The organism is Streptomyces sp. NPDC091376 (assembly GCF_044757085.1).
Taxonomy (GTDB): Bacteria; Actinomycetota; Actinomycetes; order Streptomycetales; family Streptomycetaceae; genus Streptomyces; species Streptomyces pratisoli.
Window position 1 is genome coordinate 450684 of the sequence record NZ_JBIVUF010000006.1, and the last position, 20584, is coordinate 471267.

Here is a 20584-nt window from a genome sequence, read left to right on the forward strand (position 1 = left end):
TTAGGCAGCCCTTAACTGTAGTGCAGTGACCAGCGCGCTGCCCACCGACGGACAAAGCCCTCGGGGATCTCGCGCGAGATCCCCTATTGGATTAGGTAACCCTTACCTTACTATGGCGCCGACCCCGGCTCCTGCGAGCCGGCTCCGACAGACTGGGGAGGCTCGGCCACCGTGTCCGGTTCCGAAGAAGTCGTGTCGTACTGGCGGGAAGTGCTCGACCCGCTGCCCCAAGAGACGGCGTTGCCGACGGACCGTCCGTATCCGGTCGGACCGGCCGGGGAACGGTCGGTACGCATCGGCCGCATCACGCCGGCCGAGACCGCCACGGACGAGGCACTGCTCGCGGCGTACGCGGCCGTGCTGCACCGCTGCAGCGGAGCGCCGGAGATCACCGTCGGGCATGAATCGCTGCCCGTGCGCGTCGACTTCGCCGCGGAACCCACCTTCGGCGAACTGGTACGCGAGGTCACGGACGCCTGCGACGGCGCACGCGCGCACGGGATCCCACCGGCCGAGCTGGTGGAGGCGCTGGAGCCGGAAGCGACCCGGGGCGGCGGGCTGTTCTTCAACACCGCGTTCGGCACCGCCGCCAGGCCGGCCGGGGACGCGCCAGGTCCGCTCGATCTGGTGCTGGAGGTCTCCCCCGACGGCGAGGTGCGGGCGACGTACCGCTGCGACCTCTTCGAGACGGCGACCGTCGACCGGCTCCTCGGCCACTATGCGACCCTCCTCGCCGATGGCCTGGCACGGCCGGACGTGCCCGTCGGCGCGCTGGAGTTGATGACGGCGCAGGAGCACCGCCGCGTCGTGGCGGAGTGGAACGCGACCGGGCACTCCGTACCCCTCGCCACCTGGCCCGCGATGTTCGCCGAGCAGGTCCGCGCGCGCCCCGACGCGATCGCGCTGGTCTTCGAGGACGAGCGGCTGACGTACGCCGAACTCGACGCCCGTGCCAACAGGCTCGCCCATGCGCTCCTCGCGCGCGGCGCCGGTCCCGAGCGGATCGTCGCCCTCGCGCTGCCTCGTTCGGCCGAGCTGATCGTGGCCGAGGTCGCCGTGCTGAAGGCGGGCGCCGCCTATCTGCCGATCGACCACGACTATCCGGCGGACCGGATCGCGTACATGCTGGCGGACGCCGGTCCGGTCTGTCTGGTCACGACGGCCGAGACGGCCGAGGAGTTGCCGGCCCGCGACGGGACGGCACGTGTCCTGCTGGACACGGCGGAGACCGCGGCCGAGTTGGCCGCCCGGCCCGTCCACGACCCCACCGACACCGACCGCGGCGCTCCGCTCGGCGTCCTGAGCGCCGCGTACGTCATCTACACCTCCGGGTCCACCGGGCGGCCCAAGGGCGTCGTCCTCGCGCACAGCGGCGTGGCCAAGCTCGTCGCCACCCAGACCGAGCGCTTCGGCATCGGAGCGCACAGCCGGGTCCTGCAGTTCGCCTCGCCGAGCTTCGACGTGGCGTTCTGGGACCTGTGCCTGGGGCTGCTCTCCGGCGGCCGACTCGTCGTCGTGCCGTCCGAGCGGCGGGTGCCCGGCGCACCGCTCGCGGACTACGCGAACGCGCACGGCATCACGTTCATGATCCTGCCGCCCGCGCTGCTCGCGGCCATGCCCGACGACGTGCGACTTCCGCCCGCGGCAACGCTGCTGGCCGGAACCGAGCGGGTCTCCCCCGAGCTCGTCGGCCGCTACGCGCGCGGCCGGATGATGTTCAACGCGTACGGTCCGACCGAGGCGACCACCAACTCCACGCTCGGGCTGTGCGATCCGGACACCCCGGCGGGCGCCGTCGTCCCGATCGGCGGCCCCGACCCGGGCACCCGGGCCTACGTCCTCGACGCGCGGCTGCGGCCGGTGCCCGTGGGCGTGCCCGGCGAGCTGTATCTGGGCGGCGCGGGGCTGGCGCGCGGCTACCTCGGACGGCCCGGACTGACCGCGGAACGCTTCGTCGCCGACCCCTTCGGCACACCGGGCGAGCGGCTGTACCGCACCGGCGACCTGGTCCGCTGGAAGGCGGACGGCAGGCTGGAGTTCCTCGGCCGCGCCGACAGCCAGGTCAAGATCCGCGGCTTCCGTATCGAACCGGGTGAGATCGAGTCCGTCCTGCGTCGGCATCCGGCCGTGGAGCAGGTCACCGTCGTCGCCCGCGAGGACCGGCCCGGCGACCGGCGCCTCGCCGCCTACGTCGTCCCCTCGCTCGACCCCGGCTCCGGCCACGACGGGACGGGGCAGGTCGAGGAGTGGAAGGAACTGCACGAACTGCTCTACAGCGCGGCCGGGTCCGACGGGTTCCGGGAGAACTTCGCCGGCTGGAACAGCATGTACGACGGCCGGCCCATTCCCGTCGAGGAGATGCGCGAGTGGCGCAACGCCACGGTCGACCGCATCCGCGAACTGGGCGACGCCGGGCGGGTGCTGGAGATCGGTGTGGGCAGTGGACTCATCCTGTCCCGGATCGCGCCCGGCTGCGAGGCGTACTGGGGCACGGACGTCTCGGAGGAGGCGGTGCGGGCGCTGCGCGCCCAGGTCGCGGCGGTGCCCGGGACGGCGGACCGCGTCGAACTGCGCACCCTGCCCGCGCATGACGTCAGCGGGCTGCCCGAGGGCTGGTTCGACACGGTCGTCATCAACTCCGTGGCGCAGTACTTCCCCAGCGCGGAGTATCTCGCCGACGTGCTGCGCAAGGTGTCCGGGCTGCTCGCCCCGGGCGGCCGCGTGTTCGTCGGCGACGTCCGCAACCTGCGGCTGCTGCGGGTGCTGCGGGCCGCCGTGGAGACCCGGAGGGCCGAGGCGGACGCGGACGGCGGCGAACCCGAGAAGGCCGCGCTGAGGGCTGCGGTGGAGCAGTCGGTGCGCTGGGAGGGCGAGCTGTTGCTCGACCCCGACTTCTTCGCCGGTCTGACGGACTTCGACGCGGACATCCGGGTGAAGCGCGCGGTGTTCCACAACGAGCTGAGCCGGTACCGGTACGACGTGGTGCTGCGTCCCCGGTCGGTGCCGGCTCCGGCGTCCGCGTCCGCGTCGGCATCGACATCGACATCGGCGTCCGCGTCCGCGGGCGGGCATGCCCGGGTACCGGCCAGGGAGGTCCGCTGGACCGACGCCGCCGGCCTCGGCCGGGTGCTCGCCGAACGGCCGCGGCGGGTACGGGTCGTCGGCGTGCCCAACGGCCGTCTCGCCGAGGACCTCGCGGCTCTGCGGGGCCTGGAGGACACCGACCGGCCCGCCGTCGAGGGAGTCGATCCGGAGGTGTTCCACGTCCTCGGCGCCGAGCACGGATACCGGGTCGCCGTCACTTGGAACGGGCACGCGGACGACGGCGCCTTCGACGTCGTCCTCGACGACGGTGAGGAACCCCTCGGCGCCGTGTACCGGCCGGGCCCGGGATTCCCGTACGCCAACCGGCCCGCACCGTTCCGCGACATCACCGCGCTGATGAAGAACCTGCGCGCGCACGCCGGCGAGTGGCTGCCCGAGTACATGGTGCCGTCGGCCCTGGTACCGCTCGGCACCCTCCCGGTCACCCCGAGCGGCAAACTCGACGTGAAGGCGCTGCCCGTGCCGGACTACGGGGCACTCAGCTCCGGCCGGGCTCCGCGCAACGACCGCGAGAAGCTCCTCTGCGGGCTGTACGCCGAGGTACTCGGGCTGCGGTCGGTCACCGTGGACGACGACTTCCTCGCTCTCGGCGGCGACAGCATCAGCGCGATCCAGCTGCTGATCCTGGCCAGGAAGGCCGGGGTGCGGCTCACTCCGCGAGATGTGTTCCGGCACCGCACGGTCGCCGCCCTCGCGGACGTCGCCGTCGACCGCTCGCTCACCGGCACGGGCGAGGACGGCGAGCCGCTCGTGCGGCTGGCCGACGGGGAACTGGAGCGGATCGTGGGCGGCGACCCGCTCACCGTCGAGGACGTGCTGCCGCTCTCCCCGCTCCAGGAGGGCTTCTTCTTCCATTCGCTCCTCGCCCGTAGCGACGCCGACGCGTATGTCGTGCAGCAGGTCATCGAGTTCGCCGGACCCGTGGACGGCGAGGCGCTGCGGCGTGCCGCACAGTCGCTGCTCGACCGGCACGCCCCGCTGCGTGCGATCTTCCGGGAGCGCGCCGAGAGCGGTCCCGTGCAGCTCGTCACCCGCGGTGTGGCGCTGCCGTGGCGTGAGCTGGATCTGTCCACCGAGGAGCCTTCGGCGCACGAGGCGCTCGCGGCGGCCCTCGCCGACGACGAGCGCGCCCAGGGTTTCGACCTGGCCCGTCCACCGCTGCTGCGCTGCGCGTTCGTGCGGTACGGGCGCGAGCGTGGCTCGCTCGTCCTGACGTTCCATCACATCGTGGCGGACGGCTGGTCGCTGCCCGTGCTGCACCGTGAACTGATGGCCCTGTACGGCGCGGACGCGGGCTCGCCCCTGCCCGAGGTCGCCCCGTACCGCTCGTACCTGCGCCGAGTGGCCGGGCAGGACCGGGAGGCCGCGCGCGAGGCCTGGCGGACCGCGCTGGCCGGACTCGACGAGCCGACGCGGCTGGTCGACGCCCCGGCGGACGGTGCGCCGCTGCGGCCGGGGCAGGTCCGCGTCGAACTGGACGAGCGGACCACCGCGCGTCTGGCGGCCCGGGCGCGCGAACTCGGTGTCACTCTCGGCACGGTCGTCCAGGCCGCCTGGGGTCTGCTGCTCGGCCGGCTGACCGGCCGGCAGGACGTGGTGTTCGGTACGACGGTCTCCGGACGGGACAGCGAGGTCGACGGCATCGAGTCGATGGTCGGGCTGTTCATCAACACGCTGCCGACCCGGTTCCGCTGGAAGCCCGACGACCCGTTGTCCGGGCTGCTCACGAGGTTGCAGGACGAGCAGGCCCGGCTCCTCGACCACCAGCATCTCGGGCTGGCCGAGGTGCAACGGATCGCCGGGCCGGCGGGCAGCGGTGAACTCTTCGACACACTCGTCGTGTTCGAGAACTACCCGGCGGAGGCGGATCTGCGCGACGCGTCCGGATCGGTCCGGATCACCGGGCACGAGTTCCACGACGCCGTCCACTATCCGCTCGCCCTGATCGTGAAGCCGGGCCGCCGGCTCGATCTGCGGCTGAAGCACCACGCGGAACGGCTGGACGACGGGGACGTCCGGGCGATCGGGGAACGGCTGTCGCGGGTCCTTCACGCGTTCGCCGAGGACTGCGGCCGGCCGGCCGCGGCGGTCGGACTGCTGTCGCCGAGGGAGCTGACGCAGGCACGCCTCGACGGTGCCCGGCGCGAGGTCCCGGCCACGACGCTCGCCCGCGCCTTCGCGGAGCAGGCCGCCCGGACGCCGGACGCGGTCGCCGTCGTGCACGGCGCCGTGACGCTGACGTACGCGGAACTCGACGCCCGGGCGCAGGCGCTGGCCGCTCGGTTGCGCGCGGGCGGTACCGGGCGGGGCTCGGTCGTCGCGGTCGCCGTGCCCCGGTCGCCGGAGCTGATGGTGGCACTGCTCGGAGTGCTGAAGTCCGGGGCGGCCTACCTCCCGGTGGATGTGGACTATCCCCTCGACCGGGTCGCGTACATGCTGGGCGACTCGGGTGCGGCGGTCGTGGTGACCGTGTCGTCGGCCGCGCGGCGGCTGCCCGAGGTCGCAGGGCTGCGCCACGTCGTCCTGGACCCGCCGGAGGCGTCCGGGGCCTCGGTGCCGGATGCTGCCCGGTGGCCGGGGGAAGCCGGTCGGGAACTGGGGACGCACGGCCCGGCGGAACCCGACGACGCCGCGTACGTCATCTACACCTCAGGTTCGACCGGCCGCCCCAAGGGGGTCGTCGTCAGTCATCGCGCCGTCGTCAACCGGCTGGCGTGGATGCAGGGCGAGTACGGACTCACTCCGGACGACCGGGTGCTGCAGAAGACGCCGTCGAGCTTCGACGTGTCCGTGTGGGAGTTCTTCTGGCCGCTGGTCGAGGGCGCGGCGGTGGTGCTCGCGAAGCCCGACGGCCATCGCGACCCGGCCTACCTCGCCGGGCTGGTGCGCGAACAGCGCATCACCACGATGCATTTCGTGCCGTCGATGCTCGAAGCGTTCCTGCAGGCCGAGGAGGTGACCGGGGATCTTGCGTGGGCGGTGTCCCTGCGCCGGGTGTTCAGCAGCGGTGAGGAGCTGACCGGCGCGGCCGCGGGCCGCTGGCACGCCCTGACCGGAGTGGCGCTGCACAATCTGTACGGTCCCACCGAGGCCGCGGTGGACGTCACGTACCACCCGTACGACGGCACCGAGGACGGCCTCACCGTGCCGATCGGGCGCCCGGTGTGGAACACGGGGCTGCGGGTGCTCGACTCCTGTCTGCGGCCGGTACCGGCGGGCGTGCCCGGGGAGTTGTATCTCACCGGGGTCCAGCTGGCCCGGGGCTATCACGGCCGTGCCGCGCTGACGGCCGAGCGGTTCACGGCGGATCCGTACGGGCCGCCCGGCAGCCGGATGTACCGGACCGGGGACCTGGTGCGGCGGCGCGCGGACGGCGGCGTCGAGTACCTCGGCCGCACCGATCGGCAGGTCAAGCTGCGCGGCAACCGCATCGAGCCGGGAGAGATCGAGTCCGCGCTCGCGGCGCACCCCGAGGTCGCCCAGGCCGCGGTGACGGTCCGTGAGAACGCCCTCGTCGCGTACGTCGTGCCCGCCCGGGGCGCGCGGCCGGAGGCCGCCGCGCTGCGCGCCGCCCTCACGGACGCGCTGCCGGCCGCGATGGTGCCCACGGGCTATGTCACGCTGGACGCGCTGCCGCTCACGCCGAGCGGAAAGCTGGACCGTGCCGCGCTGCCGGCGCCGCGGGCCGTCCGCGCGGTGGCCCGTGCGCCGAGGAATCCGCGCGAGCAGCTGCTCACCGAGATCTTCGCCGCGGTGCTCAAGCTCGACGACGCGGGCGTCGACGACGACTTCTTCCTGCTCGGCGGCGACAGCATCAGCTCCATCGGGGTCGCTGGACGGGCCCGCCGGGCGGGTCTGGAACTGAGTCCGCGGGACGTCTTCGAGCACCGCACCCCCGCCGCGCTGGCGGCGGCCGCCGCGACCGTGCCCACGCAGCGGCGACCGGAGCACGACACGCCGTCCGGACCGGTGCTCACCCCGGAGGAGCGGGAGCGGGTGGAGTTGCTGGCACCGGGCCGCATCGAGGACGTCTGGCCACTGGCGCCGCTCCAGGAGGGCCTGTTCTTCCACTCCACGTACGACGACGGCGCCCTGGACGTCTACACCGTCCACGAGTCCTTCGACTTCGCCGAGCGTGTCGACGCCGACCGGCTGCTCGCGGCCGCACGGACGCTGCTCAGGCGCAATCCGAGCCTGCGCGCCGGGTTCACCAGCGAAGGGCTCCGCCAGCCGGTGCAGTTCATCGTGCGCGACCCGCGGGTCCCGCTGGAGGAGGCCGACCTGTCCGGCCTGAGCCCGGCCGAACAGGACCTCCGGCTGGCGGAGTTGATGGACGCGGAGCGCACCTCACGCTTCGATCTGACCCGGCCGCTGCTCTTCCGGATGCTGCTCGTGCGGCTCGGTGAGGAGCGCGGCGACCGGCTCGTCATCGGGCGCCATCTCATCCTCTGGGACGGCTGGTCGGCGTGGCTGTTCCTCGATGAGCTGTTCGCCCTGTACGAGAGCGGGGGCGACCCGGACGGTCTGCCGAGGCCCGGCTCGTACCGGGACTACCTGCACTGGCTGGACCGTCAGGACAGCGGTGACGCCACCCGTGCCTGGCGCGCCGCGCTCGACGGTCTCGACGAACCGACGCTGCTCGTTCCCGCGGTGTCCGACCGGGGTCTCGAGCCCGTCATCCCGGAGCGTCTCGACGCCGTGCTGCCGGCCTCGACCGGGGAACGGCTGCGGGACACGGCGCGGCGGCACGGCCTGACGCTCAACACGGTGCTGAACGCCGCCTGGGGGCTTGCCCTGGCGAGCACGACGGGCCGTACCGACGTCGTCTTCGGCACCACGGTCGCGGGACGGCCCAGCGAGGTGCCGGACGTCGAGAGCGTCATCGGCATGTTCCTCAACACCGTGCCCGCGCGGATCGCCTTCGACCCTGACGAGCCCGTGCTCGCTCTGCTGCGCCGGATCCAGGCGGAGCGCCTGGCGCTGATGCCGCACGAGTATCTGGGTCTGGGTGTGCTCCAGGCCGAGACCGGGCACCGGCGGCTCTTCGACACGCTTTTCGTGCTGCGGAACTCCGACACCCAGGAGCGGCTCGCCGGACTGCGGGAGCGGCACGGGGCCACGGCCGTGGCCAATGTCGACGCGACCCACTATCCGGTCAGCCTGGTGGTCACCCCGGGCGAGCGGGTCGCGATCACCCTGGCCTACCGGCAGGACCTGGTCACCGCCCCGTACGCGCGGACGCTGCTCGACCGCTTCACCCTGCTGCTGGACCGGCTGGTCGACGACCCGGATGCCCGCACCGGAGGTCTCGATCCGCTGCTGCCCGCCGAACGGGACGCGCTCGCCCGGGCGGACGCGGTGGGCCGCGATCCGGTGCCGCACGAGACCGTCGCCGACATGCTCGCCGCCCAGGCCGCCCGCACTCCCGACGCGACGGCGCTCGTCTTCGGCGCGCGGACCCTCACGTACGCCGAACTCGACGCGCGCTGCAACCGGATGGCCCGGCTGCTCCTGGCCCGTGGGGCCGGTCCCGAGCGGATCGTCGCGCTGGGTCTGCCGCGCTCCATCGACATGGTCGTGGCGCTGTTCGCGGTGCTGCGCACCGGTGCCGCGTATCTGCCGCTGGAGCTGGACCATCCGGTCGACCGGCTCGCGCTGATGCTTCAGGACGCCCGGCCCCTGTTGCTGCTGTCGACGGCCGCGGTGTCCGGAACGCTGGAGGGGGACCTCCCGCGTGTTCTCCTGGACGATCCGGCGACCGTGGCCGAGCTGGCGGCGCAGTCGGCCGGTCCGGTCGGCGTCCGCTTCAGCCTGGAGCACCCCGCCTACGTCATCTACACCTCCGGCTCCACGGGCCGGCCGAAGGGTGTCGTCACCCCGTATCGCGGTCTGACGAACATGCAGCTCAACCATCAGACGGAGATCTTCGCTCCGGCGATCGCCTCGGCCGGCGGCCGCAGGCTGCGCATCGCGCACACCGTCTCGTTCGCCTTCGACATGTCGTGGGAGGAACTGCTGTGGCTCGTCGAGGGACATGAGGTGCACGTCTGCGACGAGGAGCTGCGCCGTGACGCCACCGCTCTGGTCGCGTACTGCGAGGCCCATCGCGTCGACGTCGTCAACGTGACCCCGACGTACGCGCATCTGCTCATCGAGGAGGGCCTGTTGGAGGGGCACCGGCCGCCGCTGGTGCTGTTGGGCGGCGAGGCGGTGACGGAGACCGTCTGGAACCGGCTCCGGGACACGGACGGCACCTACGGCTACAACCTGTACGGCCCGACCGAGTACACGATCAACACGCTCGGCGGCGGTACGCACGACAGCGCGACACCGACCGTCGGACGGCCCATCCGTGCCACCCGCGCGCACATCCTGGACGGCTGGCTGCGGCCCGTCCCCGACGGTGTGCCCGGCGAGTTGTACATCGCGGGTGTCGGTCTCGCGCGCGGCTATCTGGACCGGCCGGGGCTGACGTCGGAGCGTTTCGTGGCCGATCCGTTCGGCACGCCGGGTGAGCGCATGTACCGCACCGGTGACCTGGTGCGGCGGCGGGCGGACGGCAATCTGGACTTCCTCGGCCGCACCGACGACCAGGTGAAGATCCGCGGCTACCGGGTCGAGCTGGGCGAGATCGAGACCGCTCTCGACCGGCATCCGCAGGTGTCCCGGGCGGCCGTCGTCGCCCGTGACGATCCGGGAGCGCCCGGGACCAAGCGCCTCGTCGGGTACGTCGTCCCGGCCGAACCCGGTGACGAGGCACGGCAGGCGGCCGAGCACGAGCAGATCGGCGAGTGGCAGGAGATCTACTCCGCCGAGTACACCGAGATCGGCACCGCGGTGTTCACCGAGGACTTCGCGGGCTGGAACAGCTCCTACGACGGCGGACCGATCCCGCTGGAGCACATGCGTGAATGGCGCGCGGCCACGGTCGAGCGGATCCGTGAACTGCGGCCCCGGCGCGTCCTGGAGATCGGTGTCGGCTCCGGCCTGCTGCTGTCGCAGCTCGCCCGCGACGCCGAGGCCTACTGGGCGACCGACTTCGCCGCGCCCGTCATCCGCAAGCTCGGGGAGGATCTGCGGCGCGATCCCGAGCTGGCCGCGAAGGTCGAACTGCGGTGCCTGCCCGCCGGCGTGACCGACGGGCTGCCCAACGGCTTCTTCGACACGATCGTCATCAACTCCGTCGTCCAGTACTTCCCCAGCCTGGACCATCTGGCCGAGGTGATCGACGGGGCGATGGATCTGCTCGTGCCCGGCGGTGCGCTGTTCATCGGCGATGTCCGCAATCTCCGTACGGCCCGGGCCTTCCAGAGCGCCGTCCAGCTCACCCGCGCCGGGGCGGACGCCGACCCGGACACGGTCCGCAGGGCGGTGGACCGGGGAATGGCGCTGGAGAAGGAACTCCTCGTCGACCCCGACTGGTTCTGCACTCTCGGTTTTGGTGTCGATCTGCGCACCAAGTCGGGGCGGTTCCGCAACGAGCTGACCCGGCACCGCTACGACGTGGTCCTGTACCACGACCGTGCCCATGCGCTGGAGGTCGGCGACGCCCTGGCGGTCGACTGGGCGGGCGCCGGAGCGCTCGCCGCGTATCTGGACGACAGGCGCCCCGAGCGGCTGCGGGTCCGGCGCATCCCCGACGCCCGTACCGCGGACGAACTGGCGGCCCTGCGCGCCCTGGAGGAGGGCCGGCTGCACCGGGGGGACGCGGGCGGGGTGGAACCGGACGCGGTGCGCGAGCTCGCGGCCGGGATCGGCTACCGCACGCTGACCACCTGGTCCGACGAGGTCGGCCACTTCGACGCCGTGTTCCTGCGGGACGTGCCGTGCCAGGGCTTCCGGGTGTCGGGCGGACTGTATCTGCGCGGCGGCGAGCGGACCGGGTACGCCAACACGCCGACGACGGCCCGTGGCAGCGGCGCGCTGGTCCGGCGGTTGCGCGAGGACCTCGGGCGGGAGCTGCCCGGCTACATGGTGCCCGCGGCCTTCGTGGTCCTGCCGCACCTGCCGATGAACGACAACGGCAAGCTCGACGTACGGGCCCTGCCCGACCCGGAGCCCGCCGTCGCGCTCACGGCGGGACGCGGCCCCGGCACCCCCGAGGAAGAGGTGCTGTGCCGGCTCTTCGCGGAGGTGCTGGGACTGCCGCGGGCCGGAGCCGAGGACAACTTCTTCGATCTCGGCGGGCATTCGCTGCTCGCCACCCGGCTGATCAGCCGGGCCCGTACGGACCTCGGCGCCGAGCTGGCCATCCGGGATCTGTTCGAGGCGCCCACTCCGGAGCTGCTGGCGCTGCGTGCCGGCACGGGCAGGCCGGCACGCCCGGCGCTCCGGGCGAGCGAGCGGCCGGAGCGGGTGCCGCTGTCCGCGGCGCAGCGGCGGCTGTGGCTGGTGGAGCGCATCGACGGCGGCTCGGTGGCGTACAACTTCCCGCTGGTCTTCCGGCTGCGCGGGGAGCTGGACCTGGAGGCCCTGCGGGCGGCGCTCACCGATGTGACGGATCGTCATGAGGTGTTGCGGACCCGGTTCCTGGAGCAGGACGGTGAGCCGTACCAGTGGATCGCCGCTCCGGGCGAGGCGGAGCCGGAGTTCTCCGTCGCCGACTGCGGCGAGCGGGAACTGCCGGAGCGGATCCGGGCGGCGCAGCGCCGTCCGTTCGACCTCGGCCGCGAACTGCCGCTGCGCGCCGAGGTGCTGAGGGTCGGCCCGGCCGATCACGTGGTGGCCCTGGTGCTGCATCACGTCACCACCGACGAGTGGTCCGACCGGCCGTTCCTCGCCGATCTGAACGCGGCGTACGCGGCGCGGGCGGCGGGGCACGCGCCGCGGTGGGCACCCCTGCCGGTGCAGTACGCGGACTACACGCTGTGGCAGGAGCGGCTGCTGGAGGAGGCCGGCGAACGGCAGCTCGCCTACTGGACCGAGGCCTTGCGCGGCGCGCCCGAGGAGCTGGCGCTGCCGCTGGACCGGCCACGCCCGGCCTCTCCCACGGGAGCCGGTGGCAGTGTGCGCGTCGAGCTCCCGGCCGCGACCGCGAGCGCCTTGCGTGAGCTGTCGGCCGAGCGGGGCGCCAGCATGTTCATGCTGTTCCAGGCGGCGACGGCGGTGCTGCTGCACCGGCTGGGCGCCGGGGACGACATTCCGCTCGGTGCGCCGATCGCGGGCCGGGGCGACACGGCACTGGACGATCTCGTCGGCTTCTTCGTCAACACGCTGGTGCTGCGGACCGATCTCTCCGGGGATCCTTCGTTCGCCGAACTGCTGGGCCGGGTGCGGGAGTCCGCCCTGGAGGCCTTCGAGCACCAGGACCTGCCCTTCGACCGGGTCGTCGAGGCCGTCAATCCGGCGCGGGTGGCGGGCCGCAATCCGCTGTTCCAGGTCATGCTCGGCTATCACTACCGGCCGGACGGCGATCCGGAGGTGTTCGGGCTGCCGACCGAGTGGTTCGACATGGACACCGGGATGGCCAAGTTCGACCTCCACTTCACCTTCGTGGACGAGTCCGGGCGGCTGGTGCTGCTGCTGCAGTACGCGACGGACCTCGTCGACGCCGCCACCGCCGAGCGGCTGGCCGCGCGCATGCTCACCCTGCTGGAGCGGATCGCGGCCGGACCGGGCCTGCCCGTGGGCCGGCTCGATCTGCTGGCCGAGGACGAGCACCACCGTGTGGTGAGCGGCTGGAACGACACCGTGCGCGACGTCCCTGCGACGACGCTCCCAGAACTGTTCCGGGCCCAGGTGGCCCGTACGCCGGACGCCACCGCCCTCCTCGCCGGCGGCGAGGACGACGACGGGCAGGCCGCGGAACGGATCACCTACGCCGAGCTGGACGCCCGTGTCGAGGAACTGGCCGGGGTGCTCGCGGGGATGGGCGTCGGCCCTGAGGACACGGTCGCGGTCGCGCTGCCGCGCTCGGCGGATCTGGTGGTGGCGCTCCTCGCGGTGCACCGCGCCGGGGCGGCGTATCTGCCGCTGGACCCGCAGTACCCGGCCGAGCGGACCGCGTTCATGCTGGCGGACGCCGGGCCCGTGTGCGTCATCAGGGACCGGCTGCCCGAGGGCGCACCGGGCGAGCTTCCGCAGTCGTACGACCCCGCGCACCCGGCCTATGTGATCTACACGTCCGGTTCCACCGGGCGGCCCAAGGGCGTCGTCGTCCCGCAGTCGGGCATCGTCAACCGGCTGCTGTGGATGCAGGACGCCTACGGGCTCACGGCCGCCGACCGGGTGCTGCAGAAGACCCCGCTGAGCTTCGACGTGTCCGTCTGGGAGTTCTTCTGGCCGCTGATCACCGGGGCCACGCTGGTGCTCGCCGCACCGGACGGGCACCGGGACCCGCGCTATCTGGCGCGGCTCGTCCAGGACCGGGGCGTCACGACGGCGCACTTCGTGCCGTCCATGCTCCAGGCGTTCCTGGAGGAGCCGGCCGCGGCCGGGTGCACCGGTCTGCGCCGTGTGATGTGCAGCGGCGAGGCGCTTCCCCCCGCCCTCGCCGGGCGCTTCCACGAGGTGCTGCACGACACCGAGTTGCACAATCTGTACGGGCCCACGGAGGCGTCGGTCGACGTCACCGCCGTCCCGGTCCTGCGCGGCGCGGCGACGGTCCCGATCGGCCGGCCGGTGTGGAACACCCGGGTGTACGTGCTCGACCCCGCGCTGCGCCCGGTCCCGCCGGGTGTGGCGGGTGAGCTGTATCTGGCCGGTGTCCAGCTCGCGCGCGGCTATCTGGCCAACCCCGGTCTGACCGCGGAGCGGTTCACGGCCGATCCGTACGGTCCGCCCGGCGCCCGGATGTACCGCACGGGAGATCTGGCCCGGTGGACCGCCGAAGGCGTCGTGGAGTACCTGGGCCGTACGGACGACCAGGTCAAGATCCGTGGCTTCCGCGTGGAGCCGGGCGAGGTCGAGTCGGTGCTCGCCCGGCACGCGTCCGTGGTCCACGCCGTCGTCGTCGCGTACGACCAGCGGCTGGTGGCCTATGTGGTCCCGGCTGCGGGCCATGTCCCCGACGGGGCGGAACTGCGCCGGCACGCGGCGGCCGTTCTCCCTGCGCACATGGTCCCGGCGGCCTGTGTCGCGCTGGACGCCCTGCCGCTGACGCCCAACGGCAAGCTCGACCGCAGGGCGCTGCCCGTTCCCGACTTCACCGCCGCGGCGCAGTCCTCGGGGCGCAGGCCTCGCACGGCGCGCGAGGAGATCCTCTGCGAGGAGTTCGCCGGGGTGCTGGGCGTGCCGAGGGCCGGTCTCGACGACGACTTCTTCGCCCTCGGCGGTCATTCGCTGCTCGCGATGCGGCTGGTGAGCCGGATCCGTTCGGCCCTGGACGTCGAGGTGTCGCTGCGTGACGTCTTCGACGCGCCGACCCCCGCCCGGCTGGCGGAGCGACTGGAGGGGGCGGCCCGGAGTGCGGCGAGGCCGGCGCTGACCGCACGCACGCGTCCGGAGCGGCTGCCGCTGTCGTCGGCCCAGCAGCGGCTGTGGGTGCTCTACCAGGTGGAGGGCGCGAGCCCCACGTACAACATCCCGACCGCCTGGCGGCTTTCGGGCGCCCTGGACGTCGGGGCGCTGCGGGCCGCCGTGCGGGATCTTGCCGAGCGGCACGAGACGCTGCGGACGGTGTTCCCGGAGGCGGACGGCCGGGCGTACCAGCTGGTCCTGGACCCGGACGCCGCGCACATCCCGGTGGAGCTGCGGCGGGTGGGCGGGGAGGACCTCGCCGCCCGGCTCGCCGAGGCGGCGGCGCACCCGTTCGCGCTGGACCGCGAACCCCCTGTGCGGGTCACCGTGTTCGAGACGGGTGAGCAGGAGTACGTGCTGCTGCTCCTGCTGCACCACATCGCCGGTGACGAGTGGTCGGACCTGCCGCTGAGCCGGGACCTGGCCACCGCCTACGCGGCGCGTGCGGCGGGACGGGCACCCGAGTGGGCGCCGCTGCCGGTCCAGTACGCCGACTACACGCTGTGGCATCGCGAGGTGCTCGGTGACGAGAAGGACCCGGAAAGCCTGGCGTCCCGTCAGCTCGGCTTCTGGCGGCAGGCCCTCGCCGGGCTGCCGGAGGAGCTGGTGCTGCCCACCGACCGGCCGCGGCCGCTGGAGGCCACGTACGCCGGCGGCACGGCGGATCTGTCAGTCGGCGCGGAGCAGGCGCGGGAGCTGCGAGCGCTGGCGCGGTCCTGCGACGTCAGCATGTTCATGGTCGTCCAGGCCGCCGTGGCGGCCCTGCTGACGCGGCTCGGCGCGGGCACCGACATCCCGCTGGGCAGCCCCATCTCGGGCCGCGCCGACCGGTCGCTGGAGGAACTGGTCGGCTTCTTCCTCAACACACTGGTGCTGCGCACCGACACCTCCGGCGACCCGACGTTCCGTGAACTGCTCGGCCGGGTGCGGGAGGCCGACCTGGCCGCGTTCGACCACCAGGACGTGCCCTTCGAGCGACTGGTGGAGGTGCTCAACCCGGCGCGTTCGCTCGCGCGGCATCCGCTGTTCCAGGTGATGGTGGTGTATCTGACGGCCGGCGGGGAGGAGCCCGGGCTGCCCGGACTGCGTTCGCGCCGGGAGGACGTCGGGCAGTCCACGGCCAAGTTCGACCTGTCCTTCGACTTCGTGGAACGGGCCGGCGGGGACGGCGTGGACGGGGTGCTGGAATACAGCACCGATCTGTTCGACCGGGCGACCGCGGATTCCTTCGCGGAGCGGCTGCTGAGGATCCTCCGTGCCGTGGCCGCCGACCCGGACACCCGGGTGAGCGTGATCGACATCCTGGGCGAGGCCGAGCGCCACCGCGTCCTGCACGAGTGGAACGACCGGCCGCAGGCGGGCCCCGCGACCACCGTTCCCGCCCTGTTCGAGGAACAAGTGCGCAGGTCGCCCGACGCCCCCGCGGTGGCTTCCGACGGTGTCGAGCTCACGTACGCCGCGCTCGATGCCGAGGCCAACCGGCTCGCCCGGCTGCTGGTCGCCCACGGGGCGGGGCCCGAGCGGTTCGTCGCCCTGGCCCTGCCCCGTACCGCCGGGTTCATGACGGCCGTCCTGGCCGTGCACAAGGCGGGCGCCGCCTATCTGCCGCTCGATCCGGACGCGCCGGCGGAGCGGACGGCCGGGATGCTCGACGACGCCCGGCCGGTACTGACGCTCACCACCCGGGAGTTCGCGGACGTCCTGCCCGCGGCCCCCGCGGTGCCGGTCCTGCTGCTGGACGCACCGGAGACCCTGGAGCGGCTGGCCGCCCAGGACGCGGACGGCCTCTGTGACGGCGACCGCGGCGGTCCGCTGACCCCGTGGCACCCCGCGTACCTCATCTACACGTCCGGCTCCACGGGCCGCCCGAAGGGCGTGGTCGTCACCCACGAGACGGTGGGCCATCTGTTCCACAGCCACCGGGAGACCCTGTACGCGCCGGCGGTCGAGGCCACCGGCAGGCGTCATCTGCGGGCCGGTCACGCCTGGTCGTTCTCGTTCGACGCCTCCTGGCAGCCGCAGCTGTGGCTGCTGGACGGGCACTGTGTGCATGTGGTGTCCGAGGAGACCCGGCGCGACCCGGAGCTGCTCGCGGCGGCCGTCGTGGCGCACGGCTTCGACTTCCTCGAGGTGACGCCGTCGTTCTTCGCCCAGATGGCCCAGACCGGACTCGTACGGGACGACCAATGTCCGCTCGCCGTCGTGGGCGTCGGCGGAGAGGCCGTGCCGACGGCGCTGTGGGAGCGGCTTCGCCGGCTGCGGGGCACCGAGGCGTTCAATCTGTACGGACCGACGGAGTCCACCGTCGACGCGCTGGTGGCGCGGGTGCGGGACAGTGAACGGCCGCTCGTCGGCCGGGCCGTGGCCGGTACGCGCGCCCATGTCCTCGACGAGCGGCTGCAGCCGGTGCCGCCGGGTGTGACGGGCGAGCTGTATCTGTCGGGCGGCGGTCTGGCCCGGGGCTATCTCCACGATCCGGCACTGACCGCGGAGCGGTTCGTGGCCGATCCGTTCGGTGCGCCGGGCTGCCGGCTGTACCGGACCGGTGACCTGGCCCGCTGGACCTCCGACGGGCAGGTGGACTATCTCGGCCGGGCGGACGATCAGGTGAAGATCCGCGGCTTCCGGGTCGAGCCGGCCGAGGTGGAATCCGTCCTGGCCGGCCATCCGGCGGTCGGTCAGACCGTGGTGACGGTCCGCCAGGACGGGCCGCGGAAGCAGCTGGTGGCCTATGTGGTCCCCGCGGCCGGACGGTCGGCGGGTACGGATGCGGATGCGGATGCGGCGACGCTGCGCGCGTACGTCGCCGAACGGCTTCCGGACTACATGGTGCCCGCGGCGGTCGTGCTCCTGAAGGAGCTGCCCAAGCTCGCCAACGGCAAGCTGGACCGCGGCGCGCTGCCCGCGCCCGACTTCTCCGCGATCTCGTCGGGACGCGCGCCGAGCACACCGGTGGAGAGGATCCTCTGTGCCGTGTTCGCCGAAGTCCTCGGCCTGGAGCGGGTCGGTGCCGACGACGACTTCTTCGTCCTCGGCGGTGACAGCATCGTCGCCATGCAACTGGTGGGCCGGACGCGTGCCGCGGGCCTGCGGATCACGCCGAGGCTGGTGTTCCGCCACCGGACCCCGGCGGGCCTGGCGACCGTGGCCACCGGACTGGCCGAGGCCACCGGCTCCGCCCCGGCCGGCGACGACGGTACGGGCAGCGTCCCGCTCACGCCGGTCATGCACTGGCTGCGGGAGCTGGGCGGCCCGTTCCGCAGCTACCACCAGTCGGCGCTCGTCCGGACGCCGGCGGAGCTGGATCTGCCGAAGCTGGCCGCCGTACTGCAGACGCTGGCCGACCGGCACGACATGCTGCGGGCCCGGCTGGTCCGCGCGGGCGGTGAGGCGTGGTCCCTCGAAGTACCGCCGGCCGGTGCGGTGGACGCCGCCGCCTGGATCGAGCGCGTCGATGTGGCCGGGCTGGGCGAGGGCGCCCTGCGGGCGGCCGTGGCGGAGCGGGCCCGCACCGCCCGTTCGGCGCTGGACCCGGACGCCGGACTCATGGTCGTGGCGGTGTGGTTCGATGCCGGGGACCGGCCGGGACGGCTGCTGCTGATGGCGCACCATCTGGTCGTGGACGGTGTCTCCTGGCGGGTGCTGCTGCCGGATCTCGCGGCCGCCTGGGCGGATGTGTCCGAGGGCCGGGCGCCCGTGCCGGAGCCCGCCGGAACCTCCTTCGCCCGCTGGTCGCGGACGCTCACCGAGCTGGCCCGGGACCCGGCGCGGGAGGCCGAACTGGCGGTGTGGACCGAGGTCCTGGACGCGGTGGAGCCGCTTCCGCTGAAGCGGCCGCTGGACCCCGCCCTCGACACGGCGGGCACGGTACGGGAGGTGGCGCTGCGGCTGCCCGCCGAACGGACCGGACCGCTGCTGTCGGCCGTGCCGGCCGCGTTCGGCGCGACCGTCAACGATGTGCTGCTGACGGGCCTCGCGCTCGCGGTGGCCGACTGGCGTCGCCGCCACGACGGCGGCAGCGGCACCGCGGTCCTGGTCGACCTGGAGGGGCACGGCCGCGAGGAGGAACTGGCCGGGGACGACGCCGATCTGTCCCGCACGGTCGGCTGGTTCACCAGCGTCTTCCCCGTCCGGCTGGACCCGGGCCCGGTCGATCTGCCGGGCGCGCTCGCCGGCGGGGACGCCGTCGACGAGGCACTGCGGCGGATCCGGGAGCATCTCGGCTCGCTGCCCGCGAACGGCGCCGGGTACGGCATGCTGCGGCATCTCAATCCCCGCACCGGGCCGCTCCTGGCGGAACTGGCCGTACCGCAGATCGAGTTCAACTATCTCGGCCGCTTCGGGATCCCCGAGGAGACCGACTGGTCCTACGCCCCCGAGGAGGAGGTCTCCGACATCGGCCCGGAGCCGGACATGCGCGAAGGGCACGCGCTGACCGTCAACGTCGTCACCGAGGACCGGGCCGGTGGACCGGTCCTCGCCGCCCACTGGTCGTACCCGGAAGGCGTGCTGACCGGGGAGGCGGTGCAGGATCTCGCCGAGACCTGGTTCCGGGCGCTGGAGTCCCTGGTGGACCGCGCGGCCGCCCGTGGCCGTACCGAGTAGTCCGTACACCCTCACCGAGGAGAATCGCGATGACCAACCCGTTCGAGAACGAGGACGGCGTCTACTCCGTCCTCGTCAACGACGAGGACCAGCACAGTCTGTGGCCCGAGTTCGCCGAGGTCCCGGCGGGCTGGCGGGTGGTCCACGGCCCCGGGAGCAGGCAGTCGTGCCTGGACTACATCGAGGCCAACTGGACCGACATGCGCCCGAAGAGCCTCCAGGAGTCGATGGGCGGCTGACGCGGGGCAACGGAGAAGGGGCGGGGCCGCGGGGAGTTCCCCGTGGCCCCGCCCCCTTCTCCGGCTTCCGTCTTCCCGGCCCCCGGGCTCAGGAGGCGGGCTGCTCGACCTTGGTGTCCGCCTTGCCGTCGACGGCGGCGGCCAGCTGCGGGGCGAGTCGCTCGACGACGTACGGAAGGCTGAGGGGGGAGACGAACGACGTGGCGTTGCCGTAGTCGCTGCTCTCGTGGATGAAGACCTCGCGGCCGTTCTTCACCACGTCCAGATCGCCGTACGAGGCGTCCTTGTGCAGCTTGTCCGCGTCCTTGGTGACGTCACCGACGATCCAGACGATGGCGTCCTGGTCGAGCAGGTCGGTGCGCTCCTTGCTGATGTTGGCCCCGAACTTGTCGCCGATCGCCTTGTCCAGATCGGTGGGGAGCTTGAAGCCGAGGCCGGTGAGGAGCCGTGAACGCGCGTCCTGGGTACCGAAGACGAACATGCCCTCGTACGGGGTGGCCATCACGGCCGTGGCCCCGGCGAAAGCGGGGTGCTCCTTGCCGGCGGCGGCGATCTTCGCCTCGACGTCCGCCACGACCTTCTCGGCCTCCGCGGGCTTGTTGAGCGCCGTGCCGACCTTCTTCGTCAGCTCCTGCCACGGGATGCCGTAGTCGTTGTACTCCTTCGGCTGGGCGAGGACCGGGGCGAACTTGGACAGCGACTCGTACTGTTCCTTGGTGAGCCCGCCGTACAGGGCGAGGATCAGGTCCGGCTTGAGGGCGGCGATCTTCTCGACCTGCGGTCCGGTGCCGGTGTCCTTCAGGACGGTGGGCACGGGGCCGCCGCCCAGCTTGTCCTGCGCCCAGGGGCCGATGGCTCCCTTGTAGCCGCCGAGCCACTCGGTGGTGCCGACCGGGACCTTGCCGAGAGCCAGTACGGCGTCCTGGTCGGTGAGGCCGACGGTGACGATCCGCTGGGGCTCGGACTTGATCGTGGTGGTGCCGTACTTGTGCTCGATCGTGACCGGGTAGGCGGTGTCGCCGGAGGAGCTCTTGTCCGTGGTCTTGGCCTTGTCGGAGCCGGAGTCCTCGCCGCAGGCGGTGGCGGTGCCGAAGAGCAGCAGGACGGAGGCGAGCACGGCGGCGAGCCGTGGGGCGCTGAGGGAGCGGGCCATCGATGGTCCTTCGGTTCGGGTTCCT

3 protein-coding genes are annotated in these 20584 nt (G+C 73.0%); 2 read left to right on the forward strand and 1 reads right to left on the reverse strand.

Annotation, left to right across the window (positions count from 1 at the left end; all coding sequences use genetic code 11):
• Positions 1 to 171 precede the first annotated feature (171 nt).
• Both ACIQMR_RS16385 and ACIQMR_RS16390 read left to right on the forward strand, forming a co-directional pair.
• Positions 172 to 19167, forward strand: coding sequence for an amino acid adenylation domain-containing protein (locus ACIQMR_RS16385; RefSeq protein WP_401386828.1), 18996 nt, complete (start codon positions 172 to 174; stop codon positions 19165 to 19167).
• 29 nt (positions 19168 to 19196) lie between these two features.
• Entirely contained in the window at positions 19197 to 19406 is a 210-nt protein-coding gene (locus tag ACIQMR_RS16390; protein ID WP_266377079.1) for an MbtH family protein, read from the forward strand.
• A gap of 88 nt (positions 19407 to 19494) precedes the next feature.
• On the opposite strand, the gene ACIQMR_RS16395 is transcribed toward ACIQMR_RS16390, so the two are convergent.
• Entirely contained in the window at positions 19495 to 20559 is a 1065-nt protein-coding gene (locus ACIQMR_RS16395) for an iron-siderophore ABC transporter substrate-binding protein (protein WP_401386832.1), read from the reverse strand.
• Positions 20560 to 20584: the final 25 nt, after the last annotated feature.